The following is a 16,105-nucleotide window of genomic DNA, read 5'->3' as shown; positions in this document are numbered from 1 at the left end:
CATGAACGCAATCAACAATCCCCAAGGCGCCAACCGCATCGCCGCCCCCGTGCTCGACGCGGTGCAGAATGCGTCGGCGCGGTCGGGTATCGATTTCGATTATCTGTTCGACGTCGCGCGCGTCGAGAGCGCCTACAATCCGTCCGCCAAAGCGTCGACCTCGTCGGCGCGCGGCCTTTATCAGTTCACCAAGCAGACCTGGCTCGCGACGCTCGACCGCCACGGCGCGAACCATGGCCTTGCCTGGGCGGCCGAAGCGATCGGCCGCGACGCGTCGGGCCGGCTGAGCGTCGCCGATCCCGTGCTTCGTCAGCAGATCTTCGACCTGCGCGACGATCCCGCCGCCTCCTCGAACATGGCCGCCGCGCTGACCGGCGACAATCGCGCCTATCTCGAAAGCCGGATCGGCCGCAGCGCCGAGCCGGTCGACCTCTATCTCGCGCATTTCCTCGGGAGCGGCGGCGCCGCCAAATTCCTGACGGCGCTCGCGGCCGATCCCGACCAGCCCGGCGCGTCGATGATGCCCGAGGCGGCCGCCGCAAACCGGTCGGTCTTCTACGCCGGCGACGGCAGCATGCGCAGCCTTGCGGAGATCCGCGAACGCTTTCGCGTGAAGCTCGAAGAGGGCGGCAAGATCGAAAATATGAAGCCCTTCGCTCCCACCGGCTGGCACGCGCAGGCGAGCAGCTCGAGCGGGCTTGCAAACGCCGGCGGCGGCCGCCCGCCGCTCCAGATGATGGATATTCAGCCTATGCCAAAGAAGCTCTCGATGGGCTTTGCCGCCGACGCCTATCGGCGGCTCGCCTCGCTTTCGGGAGGCGCGGCATGACCGCCGGCTTCAACCTCCGCAATGCTGCGCGCTTCGCAAGCATCTCGGCGCTGCCGGCGGGGATGCTGATTCTCGTCGCGCTGATGGTGATCCCGGTTTCGCCGCTGATCCTCGACATCAGCTTCGTCGCGAACATCATGATCAGTCTGTTGATCCTGATGGTCGCGCTACAGGCGTCGAAACCACTCGATTTCTCGGCCTTCCCGACCGTATTGCTGCTCGCGACCCTGTTCCGCCTGGCATTGAACGTCGCCTCGACGCGCGTCGTGCTCGTCCACGGGCACGAGGGCACCGCGTCGGCGGGTCATGTCATCGAGGCGTTCGGCCAGGTGCTGATCGGCGGCGACTATGTCGTCGGCCTGTTCGTCTTCGTCGTGCTGATGATCATCAACCTGATCGTGATCACCAAGGGCGCGGGCCGCGTATCCGAAGTCTCGGCGCGCTTCACCCTCGACGCGCTGCCCGGCAAGCAGATGGCGATCGACGCCGACCTCAACGCCGGGCTGCTCACTCCCGAAGAGGCCAAGGCGCGCCGCGTCGAAGTCGGCACAGAAGCCGATTTTTACGGCTCGATGGACGGCGCCTCGAAATTCGTGAAGGGCGATGCGGTCGCGGGTCTCCTCATCCTGTTCGTCAACATCGTCGGCGGCCTGATTCTCGGCATGTTCAGTCACGGCCTCAGCCTGTCCGAAGCCGGAAGCAACTATATCACGCTCGCGATCGGCGATGCGCTCGTCGCCCAGATTCCGGCGCTGCTGCTCTCGATCGCCGCCGCCGCGATCGTCACCCGCGTCGCGTCGCCCTTCGACCTCAGCGGCCAGATCGGCAGCCAGTTCTCCTCGCCCGTCATCTGGATGGCGGTCGGCGGCATCCTCCTCATCCTCGGCCTCGTTCCCGCGATGCCGCAGATGCTGATCCTGCCCGCCGCCGCGCTGTCCTTCGCGGTCGGCTGGCAGCTCCGCCGCGCCGAAGCGGCGGTCGCCGACCTGCCCGAGCCCGCCGCGCCCGCGCCCGATCCGTCGCACATCGAATGGGCCGACGTCAGCGACGCAAGCGCGTGCCAGCTCGAGATCGGCTATGCGCTCGTCACCCTGGTCGACGAACGCAAGGGATCGCCGCTGATGACGCGCATCACCGGCATCCGCCGCCAGCTGTCGAAGGAGCTCGGCTTCGTCGTGCCTCCGGTGAAGGTCAGCGACGACCTGTCGCTCCCTGGCAACGTCTATCGCATTTCGGTCGCCGGGGTGATCGTCGGCGAGGACGAAGTCTTCCCCAACGAGATGCTCGCGCTCGATTCGGGCGACCTCGTTACCAAGGTGGCCGGACGCCCGTGCAAGGATCCGACCTTCGGCCTCGACGCGCTATGGATTCCGAAAGCGATGCAGAATGACGCGATTGCGGCGGGCTATACGGTCGTCGATCCCGCCACCGTCGTTGCGACCCACCTCAACAACAGCATCGTCGGATCGGCGGCAGAGCTGTTCGGCATCGACGATGCGCAGGCGCTAATTGACAATCTCAAGACGCATTATCCGCAGCTCGCGCAGAATCTCTCGCCGCAAGGCTATTCGCTGCCGCGCGTCGCGAGCCTCTGCAAATCGCTGCTCGTCGAGCGCGTGCCGCTGCGCGATTTCCGCAAGATCGCCGAGGCGATGGTCGCATTGTCGGGGCAGCAGCTCGGCGAGATCGACCTTGTCGAGGCGGTGCGCCAGCGCATCGGGGCGCTGATCGTGCAGACGATCGTGCCGAGCCGGATGCCGCTGCCTGTCGTCACTTTCAGCCCCGAGATCGAGATGCTGCTCAACCAGGCGGTACGCGCCAATCCAGCTGCCGAATGGCCGTTCGAGCACGGCATGGCGATGACGATCATCGAACAGGTCGGTCAGGCGGTCGAACCGCTGCTGCTCCAGACGCGCAGCTTCGCGCTCGTCGCCTCGCCGATCTGCCGCTCCGCGCTATCGCGCCTCGTGCGCGCCACTTTCCCCGACGTCGCCGTCATCTCCTACCTCGAGATTCCCGCGACCAAACAGACCGAAATCGTCGCGACGATCGGCGCCGAAGTGCCGCGCCTCGCGTCCGGGCCCGACGCCCACATGGAGGACCAAGTTCATGAGAATTGAGCCCGTCGAGCAATTTGCCGCGAGCGGCCGAACGCCGGGTGCGCGCGGCTATGGTGAAAGCGTCGAGGCACTGGTCGAGGAATATGCGCCGCTGGTGCGCAAGATCGCGTGGCAGGTCTTTTCGCGGGTGTCGCGGACGAGCGAACTCGACGACCTGATCCAGACCGGGCTAATCGCGCTGATCGAAGCCCGCCGCCATTATGAGGAGCGCGGCTTTGCCTTTGCCACTTATGCGACGACGCGCATTCGCGGCGCGATGATCGACCAGCTGCGTCGAGAGGCCGATGTCGGCCGCTCGGCGATGGTCGCGGCGAAGCGGATCCAGGCGATGCGCGGCGCGCTCGAACAGCAGCTGATGCGCGCGCCGACCACCGCCGAGATGGCGGTCGCATTCGACATGTCGGCGGAGGATTATTTCGCGCTCGAACGCAATGCGACGCACGGCCGTTCGACCTCGCTCGACGAGCTGACCGAAATCGGCGCCTTCCTCGCGGCCGACGACGGCGCCGGTGCCGACGAACGCTGCGAGCAGGAGGATCTGATGGGCGCGCTGCGCGAGTGCGTCGGGCGCCTGTCCGAGCGCGAGCAGATGGTGCTCCAGCTCTATTTCTTCGAAGAACTCAACCTGCACGAGATCGGCCTGACGCTCGATGTCAGCGCCGCGCGCATCTGTCAGATCAAGCGCGAGGCGATGATCAAGGTCGACCGCATGATGAAGGAAATGACCGAATAGGAGGGTGCAGGTGCGGCGCGCGAGACCAGCCGCACCCGCACCCGACAGGGGTTGGAACCGGGCCTAGGCCGCTAGCTGGGGAAGACCCTGGCGGACGCCGCCGATCTTTTCGAAATAGCTCGCCATGCGCTCGATCCCGCTGTCGCTCAGCCGCACGATCGTACGACGGCGGTCGCGCTCGTCGATCGAGCGATGCACCAGTCCGCGCTGTTCGAGCGATGCGATCATGCGCAGGCCCGACGACAGCGGAACCCCCGCTCCGGTCGCCAGATCGCTGGCGCTGAGCACGCGGCTGTGCGCACCCGCGAGCATCAGATCGAGCATCATGTCCCAAACGGGCCCCGACATTTCGGCGGTCCCGAAATGGCTGCGGCGGATACGCCGGATCTGGATGCTGAGCGACAATTGGTCGAGCAGCCCCGCGCCCGTCGCCGGGTCGCGGCGAACAGCCTCGGCCGGGCGCGCAGCGGCGGGCGGCGATTCCTCGCCGCGGCTCGCGAGCAGCTCGTGAATCTGGTCGACCCGCGATTTCAGCTCGGCAATTTCTTCGTTCGAAAACGGCTGCATGTGACGATGCCCCTGGGGAGCCACATTTCAGGCCGTAACGTCATTCCGCCGACTATAGGATCCCGATGCGTAGATAATCAGCAACAGAATCGGATAGGATATATACACCGAGAGCAGCGAATAGGGCCGCGCCAATATCTCCGAGAACATGAGCTTCTGGATATGCCCGAATATGGCGATCAGCTGCCATCCGGTGATCCAGTAAGGCCAGAAACTCTGCGTCCGCATGGCGATGAACCAGAAGCTCATCAGAACCAGCACGTCGATGATGAAGATATTGACCTCGATGTTGGTCCAGGTCGGGAAAGGCGTCACGGCCGTCGTGAGGACCGAGGCGATCAATGCCGTATAGGCTGCCCAGCGTTCGAGCGGTCCGCCGCGTCGGATCGCGACGGCGACGGTGATGAGCAGAACGGCATAATAGATCGCCACGGACCACATTGTGGCAGTCAACCTTTCTTGCGGATCAACCGGCCTTCGCGAACGCCGGCGCGTCGGCGCCCTGGCGGTCGTTGCTGCCTTCGTCGACCAGCTTCGCGCTCGCCGGCTTGACGCCCGCGCCGAACATCCGCGTGCCGAGGCCGACTTCCTTCTGCGTCACGGTCAGCGCCAGATGCGCGTCGGTCAGGAGCTGGCGGACCTCGCCGGCGGCGGCGAGCGCCTGTGCGACCTTTGCCATCGCTTCCTGGCCGACGATCGCCGACATGTTCGTCTCGCGGCGCGCGGCCGGCAGCGTCGCGGCGAGCTGCGCGATGCGGATCATCACTTCGTCGATGGCGTCTTCGGCCAGATGCAGCTCGGAAGCGATCTTCTTCGCTACAGAAACTCGTTGATTCAGCATCATCTTTTTCCTTGAAAAAGAATGCTACCGGTTCCCCCCCGCAGCATTCGTTCGAACATCAGGTCAGAACGCGACCGAGTCCGACAAGGATCGAATAGAGGGCGGAGAAAGCCAAAATCGTCGCGAAGGCGATCAGGATTGGCCAGATTATCCTTTCCATCAACCCATGCCGGTTGGCCGGCTGGGACGCGGTAGGAAATGGCGAACCAATGTCGAAAAATCGCCGAAACGAACTGCGCCCCCGTTCCGCATCGACGGCTTGGGAGGCCTCGCCTAGGTCGATCAATTGATATGTCAAAGGCTGATAAGGGGTAACATTATCGAAGACACCGTTAACAGCCAGAATCCGCGCCGCCTCGATCCGGTTGGAAACATTAAGTTTTTTTAACACGCGCCGAACGCGCTCATCGACGGTGTGCGGCGACACGTTCATCAGACGGGCAATCTGCTTGGAATTTTTATGCTCGTAAACGTGCCGCAGCGTCTCGATCTGCGCGGCCGACAGCAGGCTGAGGTAATTGTCGGGGTCGCCTTGCACGGGGGTTGGAATAGAGCATCACGAGTCGAAATCAAGGTCGGTAGCTAGCTAATTTCCTTGTCGCTCCATATTCGGCCACCGCTCCGACGTCCGATTCGCCCCGCTATCTACTCTCCTTCAAACCGCAATAGCGCTGGATCGACTTTTCGATGTGCCGGCGTGCGGCGCGGCGCGCGGCGACGGGGTCGCCGGCCTCGATCGCGACGACGATCGCCTCATGATCGCGGTTGATCGTGTGCGCGTAGCGCTGGTGCCGGACCGGGTCGTCGCCCTGCAGATAGAGCCGCCGCGACGGCACGAGCCGCACGCCGAGAAACTGCGTGAAGCGCAGGAAATAGGGATTGCCGGTCGCGCTTGCGATCGCGGCGTGAAAGGCGGCGTCGGCTGCGACCGACGCATCGACGTCGCGGCTTTCCTCCATCGCGTCGAGCGTCTGCCGCAGCGCCGCAAGGTCGGCATCGGTCCGGCGCCGGGCGGCAAGGTCCGCCATCTCGACCTCGAACCCCATGCGCATTTCGAGCAGTCTCAATACATCGTCGATCTCGCCGATTTCTTCCGCCGTGACCTGGAAGGCGCGATATTGCGCGCCGTCGGGAACATAGGCGCCCGATCCGCGCCGCGACACGAGCAGGCCGCGGGCCGCGAGCCGCGAATAAGCCTCGCGCACGACGGTGCGGCTGACGCCGAACGTCTCGGTGATCTCTTTTTCGGTCGGGAAGCGCGATCCGACGGGCATTTCGCCCGTTTCGATCTGTTCCTCGAAACGCTGGACCAGATCGTCGGCCAGCGATGCCGCCTTGGTTACCGTCATGGATGCTGCGTTATCACCGCGCCGCGAAACTGGCTAGGGCCGCAAATCGGGCCGCCAGGGCAGCAAGCAAGGCGGTCGCCGGGATGTCAGCCGCATCACCAACTCCACATCGTTCCGTCCTCGAGCCGGTTCACCGGCAGATAGGCCCGAGCATAAGGAAAGGTTTCGGCGAGCGCCTCGTCGATCTCGACGCCGAGACCCGGCGCATCGCCCGGATGGAGCATGCCTTCCGCGAAGCGATAGGCGTGCGGAAAGACGGCGTCGGTCTCCACCGTGTGGCGCATATATTCCTGAATACCGAAATTGGGGATGGCGAGCCCCAGATGCAGCGCCGCCGCCATCGTCACCGGCGACAGGTCGGTCGCGCCGTGGCAGCCGGTGCGGACCTGGTGTAGGTCGGCAAGTGCGGCGATCTGGCGCATATGCGTGATGCCGCCCGCGTGAAGCACCGTCGCGCGGATATAGTCGATCAGCCGGTTCTCGATCAGCGCCTTGCAATCCCACACCGACGAGAAGATCTCGCCGACCGCGAGCGGCGTCGTCGTGTGCTGGCGGATCAGGCGGAACGCCGCCTGATCTTCGGCCGGCGTCGCATCCTCGATCCAGAAAGGCCGGTAAGGTTCGAGGTCCTTGCCGAGCCGCGCCGCCTCGATCGGGGTCAGCCGGTGATGGATGTCGTGGAGCAGATGGACGTCCCAGCCGAGCGCCTCGCGCGCCGCGGCAAAGAGTTCGGGGACGATTCGCATATATTTCGCCGTCGACCAGATATTTTCGGTCGGCAGGTCATTGTCGGCGGGCTCGTAGAAATAGCGGTCCTTGCTGACACCATAGGTCGACGCCATCCCGGGCACTCCGCACTGCAGGCGAATCGCCTTATACCCCTGCCGCTGGTAATCGAGCGCCGCCTCGATCGTATCTTCGATCGTCGTTCCGTTGGCGTGGCCATAGACCATGCAGCCCTCGCGCGCTGCGCCGCCGAGCAATTGATAGACCGGCAGGCCCGCGATCTTGCCCTTGATGTCCCACAGCGCCATGTCGACCGCCGCGATCGCCGCCATCGTCACCGGCCCGCGGCGCCAATAGGCGCCCTTGTAGAGAAATTGCCAGATATCCTCGATCCGGTGTGCATCGCGCCCGATCAGACAGGGGACGACATGCTCCGAAAGATAGGCCGCGACCGCAAGTTCGCGGCCGTTGAGCGTCGCATCGCCGACGCCGGTCGTGCCGTCGTCGCATTCGATCTTCAGCGTCGTGAAATTCCGGCCCGGCGAGGTCAATATTACCCGGGCTGACACGATCTTCGGCATTGCATCCCCTCTGGCCGTCTGCGCTAGTTGTGTGACAACATTATTGACACTCGACTAAAAAGGAAAGAGATATGTCACCGGTGTCAAGGCGAAAAGCCGGGCCTGCTTGGGAGGGAGAAGATATGCCATGTCGCTGAGCCTGTTTTCAATTCTGACGACCGCTCCCGCCGCTGTAGCAGCACCCGCCGAACCCGCGATACCACAGCCCGCCGCGATCCTCGCCGATACGCGCCGCGTCGCCGACTGGCAGCTCGCGAACCGCACCAACTGGACGACGATGCCCGCCGCGCGCAAGAGCGTGCAGGAGGTACGCGACTGGCAGCAGGCGACCTTCTGGGTCGCGCTCACCGAACTCGCGAATCGCGACAGGCGATATGCAAGGCCCCTCCGCGACCTCGGCCGCGCCGAAGAATGGCAGATGGGCGACCTTCCCTTCCACGCCGACGACCAGCTGATCGGGCAGGCGTGGCTGTGGGCGGCGAAAAATGGCGAGGGCAAGAAAGCGATCGCGCCGATGCGCGCCTATTTCGACCATGTGCTCGCCAACCGGCCGACGATCGGGCTCGAATTCATCCCCGTCGCGCCCGGCAAGGGCACATCGACCTGCACCGACCGCTGGTGCTGGTGCGACGCCCTGTTCATGGCGCCGCCGACGATGCTCCGGCTCGCCGAGGCGACCGGCGACAAACGCTATGCCGATTTCGTGCACGAGGAATGGAAGGCGACGACCGACTATCTCTTCGACCCGTCGGAGCAGCTCTATTTTCGCGACAGCCGCTTTTTCGACATGCGCGACGCCAAGGGACGCAAGCTGTTCTGGAGCCGCGGCAACGGCTGGGTGATGGGCGGCCTTGTCCGCGTGCTGCAGGTGCTGGACCGGAAGGACCCGCAGCGCCCCTATTATGAGAAGTTGTTCAAGGGCATGGCGGCCAGGCTCGTGACGCTGCAAAAGGCCGATGGCTACTGGCCCGCCTCGCTGCTCAACCAGGATCCCGGTACGCCGCCCGAATCGAGCGGCACCGCCTTCTTCACCTATGCCTTTGCGTGGGGCGTCGACAACAACCTCCTCGACCGCGCGACCTACGAGCCCGCCGCGGTGCGCGGCTGGGCGGCGCTCGGCCGCGCGGTCCAGTCCGACGGCATGCTCGGCTGGGTCCAGCAGGTCGGCGACCGCCCCGACAGCGTCTCGGCAAAGGAAACGCAATTTTATGGGAGCGGTGCCTATCTGCTCGCCGGAACGGCGATGTATGACTTGTCGAAGAAGCGCAGAAATCCTTGATGATTCAGGCCTACGCCGACCTTGGCCGTCCCGCCAAGCGAGCGATTGACTTCCCCCTCCAAAGTTGTAATACATCTTATAAGTTGTATAACAACTGAAATTGACACCGGTATCAACCGGGTCCGCGCCGCAAATCCGAGGGCGACATAAAAAGGAGAGGGAAATGAAGCCATCATCGGTCCTGCCGACCCGCGCCGCCTTGCTGGCGTCCGCGGCATTGTTTGCCGCCATGCCCGTATGGGCGCAGGAAGCGCCCGCCGAAGTCGAGGGCGAACCGGCGGCAGCGGTCGATGCCGGTGACGAGATTCTCGTCACCGGTACGCGCGCGACGCAGCGCAGCTCGATCGAGTTCAAGCGCGCCGCCGACGTCGTCGTCGACGGTCTCGTCAGCGAAGAAATCGGTGCCACCCCCGACAATTCGGTCGGGGATACGCTCGAACGCATCGTCGGCGTCTCGGCCGACCGCTTCAAGGGCAATGCCAACGAACTGTCGGTGCGCGGGCTCGGCCCGACCTTGAGCTTTTCGACCTTCAACGGCCGCGAAGTGTCGACCGCGGGCCCCGACCGCTCGGTCGCCTTCCAGCAATTCCCGTCGGAGCTGGTCAACGGCGTCCTCGTCTACAAGACGCAGCGCGCCGACTTTCTCGAAGGCGGCGTCGGCGGGGTGATCGAGCTTCGCTCGATGAAGCCGCTCGATTACGGCAAGCGGCGCATCCAGTTCGAGGTTCGCGGCGATTTCCAGCCGCAGGACGACGACGTCTACCAGCATGACGGGCTCGGCTATCGCGCCAATTTTTCCTACACAGACCAATATGAGACCGGGCTGGGCGACATCGGCGTGTCGATCGGTTACCAGCGGCAAGACACCAGCGCGCCCGAAGATTATTATAACGGCAATTCGACCTTCCAGCTCTGCAACACCTCGGCCGACAACCCCTGGCAGCTGACCGGCAACGCCGCGACGCAGGCGGCAGCGGGGGCCAATGTCAATTGCACCTTTGCCGAAGGGCCGCGCACCGCCAATGGCGTGACCGTCGGCGAGACGATCGGCGACCATTATTTTCCCACCTCGTCGCGCAGCTTCCGCACCCAGAAGACGTCGGAGATTCGCGACGGGCTGATCGGCGCGATCCAGTGGCGCCCGTCACCCGAGTTCGAGATTGCGATCGACGGCCAATATTCGAAGCGCCGCAGCCGCGAGGACCGCAATGTGCTGGGCATTCCCGAAGGGCTGCGCGGCATCGAGCCGCTGGTCATCGGCAACGGCAGCAACGGCTATTCGCCGGGCGCGCTGATCAGCTATCGCGGCAATTCGAATATCGAGAATCAGCTCGAAACCCGTCAGCGCAACGAAACCTACAAGGGCGGCGGCCTGGGGCTGATCTGGACCCCCGATCGCTGGACGGTCAGCTTCGACGGATCCTATTCGGACAGCCACCGTACCGAAACGCAAAAGGCGACGCGCATGCGCTCGAACCGTCGCGTCGGCTATACGCTCACCTATCTGGACGACGATGTCGTGCCGAATGTCGAGTTCGAGGATTTCGACATCACCGACCACGACCTGTTCCTGACCACCGCGGCCAATTCGGTCTATGCGCGCAACCGCTTCGTGACCGATCGCCGCGACCGGATCTGGGCCGGACGGCTCGACATCGAACGCGAACTCGACGGCTTCATCACCTCGGTCAAGGTCGGCGGCCGCTATTCGGACCACCACCGCACCAACGACAATGCGCGCAACAACGACCTCAACACCCTGGCCACTATCGACGGCACCTCCCCCGCCGAGCTGATCGCGCAGGCGAACCAGAATTGCCGCGTCCCCTTTACGACGACCAGCTACATGCAGGGCATGGGCACCAACGTCACACGCTGGGCGACCTTCGACAACGACTGCCTGTTCCGCACCTTCACCGGCGGCGACGATGCGCTGCCCTATCCGGCCGACGGCCGCGATCCGAGCGACATCGACGTCACCGAGCGCATCTACGCGCTCTACGGCCTCGCCAATTTCGAATCGCAGGCGGGCAGCGTGCCGTTCAGCGGTAATATCGGGCTGCGCTGGGTCAAGACCGACATCACCTCGATCGGCTATCGCCAGCCCTATGTGATCACGATCGACACCGCCGGCGACAGCTATAGCGTCGATCCCGATCCGAACGGCGAGCTGCTGACGAACCGCGCCAAGGGCAGCTATAATTATTTCCTGCCGAGCGCGAACATCGCCTTCGACCTGTCGCAAGAGGTCAAGCTTCGCCTCGCCGCCTATCGCGCGATCGCCCGGTCGGGAATCGAAAGCTTCGGCGCGGGCATCCGGCTCAACCCCTCGGCGGGGACAGGGCTCGACAATATCATCTTCGACGCGACGACCGGCAACCCGAACCTCAAGCCGCTGCGCGCGTGGAATCTCGACGCGAGCCTCGAGCTTTATGCGTCGCGGGACACTTTGCTCTCGATCGCCGGCTATTATAAATGGGCGAAGGGCACGGTGATCAGCGCCGAGGAGCCCATCCCGACCGACGTCACGATCACGACGATCCGCGATGGCGGCGCGCCGGTGACCGAGACCGTCACCATCGCGCCGGTCGCCCCGACCAACGACAGCGAGACGCGGCATCTCTACGGGATCGAGGCGACCGCGAGCCACGCCTTCACTTGGCTTCCCGATCCGCTCGACGGGCTTGGCATCCAGGGATCGGTCAACCGCGCCTTTGCCAATTTCGAATATCCCGACACCTCGCCGATCGCCGACTATGTCGATCCGGCAAATCTGATCGGGCTGTCGAAATGGACCGCGAGCGGATCGGTGTGGTTCGAGAAATGGGGGCTCTCGCTCCGCGCCAACCTTCGCTATCGTTCGGGCTATTACAAGCCGAACAGCGGCACCAATCGCGAGATCCGCGGCGCGACCTATATCAACCTGTCGGCGCAATATAATCTCACCGACAATGTCCAGCTCAAGCTGCAGGCGCTCAACATCACCGGCACCAACGACATCATGTACAAGGGCGGATACGACAGCATCGCCGAGGTGTCGCGCAGCGGCACGCAATATTTCTTCGGCTTCCGGGTCCGCCTGTGAAGTCAGCGACTTTAGCCCGACTCCCTTGGGCTATCCTGGCCGCCGCCGCGACTCCGTCCGCGGCGGCGGCTTTTTCCTCAACGCCGGCTTGTGAGACGAGCGAAGGCTATTCGGCGTCGTTCGACGGCCGCCGCACCTTCGCGCTGCGCCCCGCCGATCTCGAAGCGATCAGGGCGGCGCTGCCGAACGATCCGGCGATCGGTGCCGCTTATCGGAAGCTGATCGCGCGCGCCGACAAGGCGCTGGCGGCCAAGCCCGCCTCGGTCATCGACAAGCGCAGCATCCCCGTGTCGGGCGACCGCCACGACTATGTCAGCCTCGCGCGCTATTGGTGGCCGGACCCCGCCAATCCGAAGGGCGCCTATGTGCGCCGCGACGGCGACACCAATCCCGATATTGAAAGCGACCGCTTCGACCGCGCCGCGCTCGCGCAAATGGTGCACGACGCCGACACGCTCGCGCTTGCTTATTATTACAGCGACGACCGCAAATATGCCGAAGGCGCCGCACGCGTCATCCGAACCTGGTTCCTCGACCCCGCGACGGCGATGAACCCGAACATGGACTTCGCGCAGGCCGTGCCCGGCGTGTCGAACGGCCGCGCCGAAGGTGTGCTCGACGGCGCAGGCTTCATCGCGGCGATCGACGCCGCCGGGTTGATCGCGCCGTCGGGCGCGTTGACCCCGACCGAAATGACCGCGCTCGAAGGCTGGTTTTCGCGCTATGTCGACTGGATGCTGAAAAGCCCCAACGGCCGCGCGGAGGGCAAGGCGTCGAACAACCATGGTCTCTGGTACGACGCGCAGGTCACGCGCTTCGCGCTGTTCGCGCGGCGCTCCGATGTCGCGCGCCGGATCGTCGCCGCCTTTCCGGCGAGGCGCATTGCGCGGCAAGTCGATCCCTCCGGCGCCTTGCCCGGGGAGCTGACGCGAACGCGAAGCTTCCACTATTCGCTCTACGCGCTCGACGCCGCCTATACGCTCGCCGACAGCGCCGCGTGTCTTGGCGTCGACCTCTATCGCGCCGAGGAACAGGGCCGTTCGCTGCGCACGGCGACCGACTATGTCGCCGCGTATCGCGGGCGCAGCGCCGACTGGCCGTACAAGGAACAGAGCTGGCCGACCGCGATGCTCGACCGGTTGCTCGTGCGCGCCGACGATGCCTGGGGTCCGGGCGCCTATCCACGCGCGGTCGATGGCGACCTGTTGCTTCGCCGTCGCATCATCCCAAAGGACCCCGAATGATCGCCCGCCGCACCCTGCTCTTCACTGCGCTGTTCGCCGCGCCTGCGGCATGGGCGCGCCCGCGGTCCGGCGCGATCGACATTCGTGCGATCGAGCGCCGCCGCCTGCTGCCGCAGGCCGAAGCCCTGATCACCTCCGAACCCCGCACCATCGCCGCGATCCCGGCGCCGCGCAGCCCCGCGGGACCGCAGGATTATTATTCGGAGGGCGATTATTGGTGGCCCGATCCGGCAACCCCCGGCGGTCCCTATGTGCGCCGCGACGGCCGCTCGAATCCCGACAAGTTCGACGGCCACCGCGACGCGCTGATCGCGTTCGGGCGTACCGTCCCCGCGCTAGCGGCACTGTGGGACCTCACCGGCGAGCCGCGTTTCGCCGACGCCGCGATGCGCCACCTCCACGCATGGTTCGTCGATCCGAAGACGCGCATGAACCCGAACCTCGACCATGCGCAGGCGATCATCGGCGTCAACGGCGGCCGCGCAATCGGGGTGATCGACACGTTGCAGATCGTCGAGGTCGCACGCGCCGCGATGCTGTTCGCGCAAAAAAATGCCCCCGGCTATGCCTCGATCCGCGCGGGCGTCGAGAGCTGGTTCGCCGATTATCTCGACTGGCTCACGACCTCGCCCTTCGGCATCGAAGAACGCGACGAAAAAAATAATCATGGCACCTGCTGGCTCTTGCAGGCCGCGTCTTTCGCCGCGCTGATCGGCCGCGACGACATCCTCGCCGATGCCCGCACCCGGCTCAAGACGATCATCGTCCCGACGCAGATCGCCGCCGACGGGCGCCAGCCGCTCGAACTCGCGCGCACCAAGCCCTACGCCTATTCGCTCTTCAACCTCGACGTCCTCGCCGCGTCGGCGTGGTTGCTCGGCGGGCGCGAACTGATCGGCTGGCAGACCGCCGACGGCCGCTCGATTGGCGGTGCGATCGCATGGATGGCGCCCTATATCGCCAACAAGGCGGCATGGCCGCTGCCGCCCGACGTGGAATATTGGGACGGCTTCCCGGTGCGCCAGCCGAGCCTGCTCTTCGGCGGCCTCGCGCAAGAACGCGGCGAGTGGCTCGCACTCTGGCAGCGGCTGAATCCCGATCCGGTTCTCGGCGAGGTCGTGCGCAACTTTCCGGTCCGCCAACCCCTGCTCTGGCTCTAGTTGCGGCCCTCGATCAGCCCGCGCGCGATCACCTGCGCCTGAATCTCGGCGGCACCTTCGAAGATGTTGAGGATGCGCGCGTCGCAAAGGACGCGGCTGATCTCATATTCCATGGCATAGCCGTTGCCGCCATGGATCTGCAGGCTGGCATCGGCGTTCGACCAGGCGGCGCGCGCGCCGAGCAGCTTCGCCATGCCCGCCTCGATATCGCAGCGCTTGCCGCTGTCCTTCGCGCGCGCGGCGGCGTAGCTCAACTCGCGCGCCATCACGAAGTCGACGAGGCTCATCGCGAGCTTGTCCGACACGCGCGGGAAGGCGATGATCGCCTGGCCGAACTGCTTGCGGCTCTGCGCATAATCGAGCCCGAGTTCGAGCGCGCGCCGCGCCACCCCGACAGCGCGCGCGGCGGTCTGGATTCGCGCGCCTTCGAAGGTGCGCATGAGTTGCTTGAACCCCTGCCCCTCGGCACCGCCGAGCAGTGCGTCAGCGGGCGCGTGCATCGCATCGAACTGCAACGCATATTCGCGCATCCCGCGATAGCCGAGCACCTCGATCTCGCTGCCGCTCATACCCTTGGCTGGGAAGGGGTCGGCCTCGGTCCCGCGCGGTTTCGGGACGAGCAGCATCGACAGCCCCGCATAGCCCTTTGCGTCAGGCACGGTGCGCGCGAGCAGCGTCATCAGGTCCGAGCGCGCGGCATGGGTGATCCAGTTTTTCGCGCCGTCGATGATCCAATGATCGTCCTTGCGCCGGGCGCGGGTCTGGAGCGATCCGAGGTCCGATCCGACGTCGGGTTCGGTGAACACCGCGGTCGGCAACACTTCACCGCTCGCGATCCGGGGCAGCCAATCCGCCTTCTGCGCATCGGTGCCGCCCATCGCGATCAGCTCGCCCGCGATCTCCGACCGTGTGCCGAGCGATCCCGCGCCGATCCAGCCGCGCGACAATTCCTCGGTGACGATGCACATGACGAGCTTGCCGAGCCCGAGCCCGCCATATTCCTCGGGAATACAGACGCCGAAGGTGCCGAGATCGGCCATTGCCTGCACCGTCGCATCGGGGATCAGGTCGTTGGCAAGATGCCAGCCTTGCGCGTTGGGCAAGATCGCGGCGTCGGTGAAGCGGCGATACTGCTCGCGGATCACATCGAAATCGGCGTCGTGCAGCGTCTCACTCGGCCAGTTGCCGTCGGCGAGCGCCATCGCGACGTCGGCGCGCATCGCGGCCTGATCGGCATCGAGCAGGTCGGCGCAGCTATCCGCGAGCGCGCGCGCCTCGACACCCAAGCCAAGATCGGTCGGGCGGAAAATCTCATTCTGCCCCATCGGCAATCCGCCGACGAGCTGGCCGATCCCCTCGGCGAACGCGAGCGCCGCGACCTTCGCATCGAGCGGGTTCGAGTCCTGGCCGGACTCGCACCAGCCGAGCGTCGCTTCGAGCGCCGCAACCGTCGTAGCCACCCACGCGAAGCCGTGCGCGGCGCGCTGCTCGCGGTCGATCGGCCGCGCCGCCAGCCGCTCGGCCAGCGCCGCCCGCGCCGCGCCGCGATAGGCTTGCGCCGCCGCCAGCGCCTCGCGCAAATCGGCCATGC

At 65.3% G+C, this 16,105-nt stretch carries 14 protein-coding genes; 7 read left to right on the top strand and 7 right to left on the bottom strand.

Annotated features, from left to right (window positions below; all coding sequences use genetic code 11):
• Nucleotide 1 precedes the first annotated feature (1 nt).
• Genes E5675_RS00445 through E5675_RS00435 form a run of 3 tightly spaced genes read left to right on the top strand, consistent with a single transcriptional unit; the run spans nt 2 to nt 3,682 of the window.
• Nucleotides 2-829: a transglycosylase SLT domain-containing protein gene (locus tag E5675_RS00445; protein ID WP_136172954.1), complete on the top strand. Its 828-nt coding sequence runs from the start codon at nt 2-4 to the stop codon at nt 827-829.
• The gene (gene flhA / locus E5675_RS00440) at nt 826-2,949 is read left to right on the top strand and encodes a flagellar biosynthesis protein FlhA (RefSeq protein ID WP_136172953.1); all 2,124 of its coding nucleotides are present in this window, start codon (nt 826-828) and stop codon (nt 2,947-2,949) included. The genes E5675_RS00445 and flhA overlap by 4 nt, the downstream gene beginning before the upstream one ends.
• A complete protein-coding gene (locus tag E5675_RS00435) occupies nt 2,939-3,682 on the top strand; it encodes a FliA/WhiG family RNA polymerase sigma factor (protein WP_136172952.1) in 744 nt (247 codons plus the stop codon). The genes flhA and E5675_RS00435 overlap by 11 nt, the downstream gene beginning before the upstream one ends.
• 63 nt (nt 3,683-3,745) lie before the next feature.
• On the opposite strand, the gene E5675_RS00430 is transcribed toward E5675_RS00435, so the two are convergent.
• The 6 genes from E5675_RS00430 to manD all read right to left on the bottom strand — a co-directional run bounded on the left by E5675_RS00430 (nt 3,746) and on the right by manD (nt 7,746).
• Nucleotides 3,746-4,249, bottom strand: a complete 504-nt coding sequence (locus E5675_RS00430; protein WP_136172951.1) for a MarR family transcriptional regulator — start codon at nt 4,247-4,249, stop codon at nt 3,746-3,748.
• A 27-nt stretch (nt 4,250-4,276) separates the two neighbouring features.
• Nucleotides 4,277-4,690 (bottom strand): hypothetical protein, encoded by a 414-nt coding sequence (locus tag E5675_RS00425; RefSeq protein WP_037557417.1) that lies wholly within the window; start codon nt 4,688-4,690, stop codon nt 4,277-4,279.
• A 25-nt stretch (nt 4,691-4,715) separates the two neighbouring features.
• Nucleotides 4,716-5,093, bottom strand: a complete 378-nt coding sequence (locus E5675_RS00420) for a hypothetical protein (protein WP_247594732.1) — start codon at nt 5,091-5,093, stop codon at nt 4,716-4,718.
• A 55-nt stretch (nt 5,094-5,148) separates the two neighbouring features.
• Nucleotides 5,149-5,628 (bottom strand): helix-turn-helix transcriptional regulator, encoded by a 480-nt coding sequence (locus E5675_RS00415; protein ID WP_247594731.1) that lies wholly within the window; start codon nt 5,626-5,628, stop codon nt 5,149-5,151.
• Between the two features lie 103 nt (nt 5,629-5,731).
• Nucleotides 5,732-6,439: a FadR/GntR family transcriptional regulator gene (locus E5675_RS00410; protein WP_136172949.1), complete on the bottom strand. Its 708-nt coding sequence runs from the start codon at nt 6,437-6,439 to the stop codon at nt 5,732-5,734.
• A 95-nt stretch (nt 6,440-6,534) separates the two neighbouring features.
• A complete protein-coding gene (manD, locus tag E5675_RS00405) occupies nt 6,535-7,746 on the bottom strand; it encodes a D-mannonate dehydratase ManD (protein WP_136172948.1) in 1,212 nt (403 codons plus the stop codon).
• 127 nt (nt 7,747-7,873) lie between these two features.
• On the opposite strand from manD, the gene E5675_RS00400 reads away from it, so the two are divergent.
• The 4 genes from E5675_RS00400 to E5675_RS00385 all read left to right on the top strand — a co-directional run bounded on the left by E5675_RS00400 (nt 7,874) and on the right by E5675_RS00385 (nt 14,514).
• Entirely contained in the window at nt 7,874-9,025 is a 1,152-nt protein-coding gene (locus tag E5675_RS00400) for a glycoside hydrolase family 88 protein (protein ID WP_136172947.1), read from the top strand.
• 163 nt (nt 9,026-9,188) lie between these two features.
• Nucleotides 9,189-12,110, top strand: coding sequence for a TonB-dependent receptor (locus E5675_RS00395; RefSeq protein WP_136172946.1), 2,922 nt, complete (start codon nt 9,189-9,191; stop codon nt 12,108-12,110).
• Nucleotides 12,107-13,354 carry an alginate lyase family protein gene (locus E5675_RS00390; RefSeq protein WP_168707768.1) on the top strand — a complete coding sequence of 416 codons (1,248 nt, stop codon included), beginning with the start codon at nt 12,107-12,109 and terminating at the stop codon, nt 13,352-13,354. The genes E5675_RS00395 and E5675_RS00390 overlap by 4 nt, the downstream gene beginning before the upstream one ends.
• Nucleotides 13,351-14,514 (top strand): alginate lyase family protein, encoded by a 1,164-nt coding sequence (locus tag E5675_RS00385; protein ID WP_136172944.1) that lies wholly within the window; start codon nt 13,351-13,353, stop codon nt 14,512-14,514. Before E5675_RS00390 ends, E5675_RS00385 begins: the two co-directional genes overlap by 4 nt.
• Here the strand turns inward: E5675_RS00385 and E5675_RS00380 are convergent.
• Nucleotides 14,511-16,103 carry an acyl-CoA dehydrogenase family protein gene (locus E5675_RS00380; protein WP_136172943.1) on the bottom strand — a complete coding sequence of 531 codons (1,593 nt, stop codon included), beginning with the start codon at nt 16,101-16,103 and terminating at the stop codon, nt 14,511-14,513. The two genes, E5675_RS00385 and E5675_RS00380, sit on opposite strands and share 4 nt — an antisense overlap.
• Nucleotides 16,104-16,105: the final 2 nt, after the last annotated feature.

This window comes from Sphingopyxis sp. PAMC25046 (assembly GCF_004795895.1).
In the GTDB taxonomy this organism is placed as follows: Bacteria; Pseudomonadota; Alphaproteobacteria; order Sphingomonadales; family Sphingomonadaceae; genus Sphingopyxis.
This window is presented reverse-complemented; position numbering and strand designations above follow the sequence as displayed.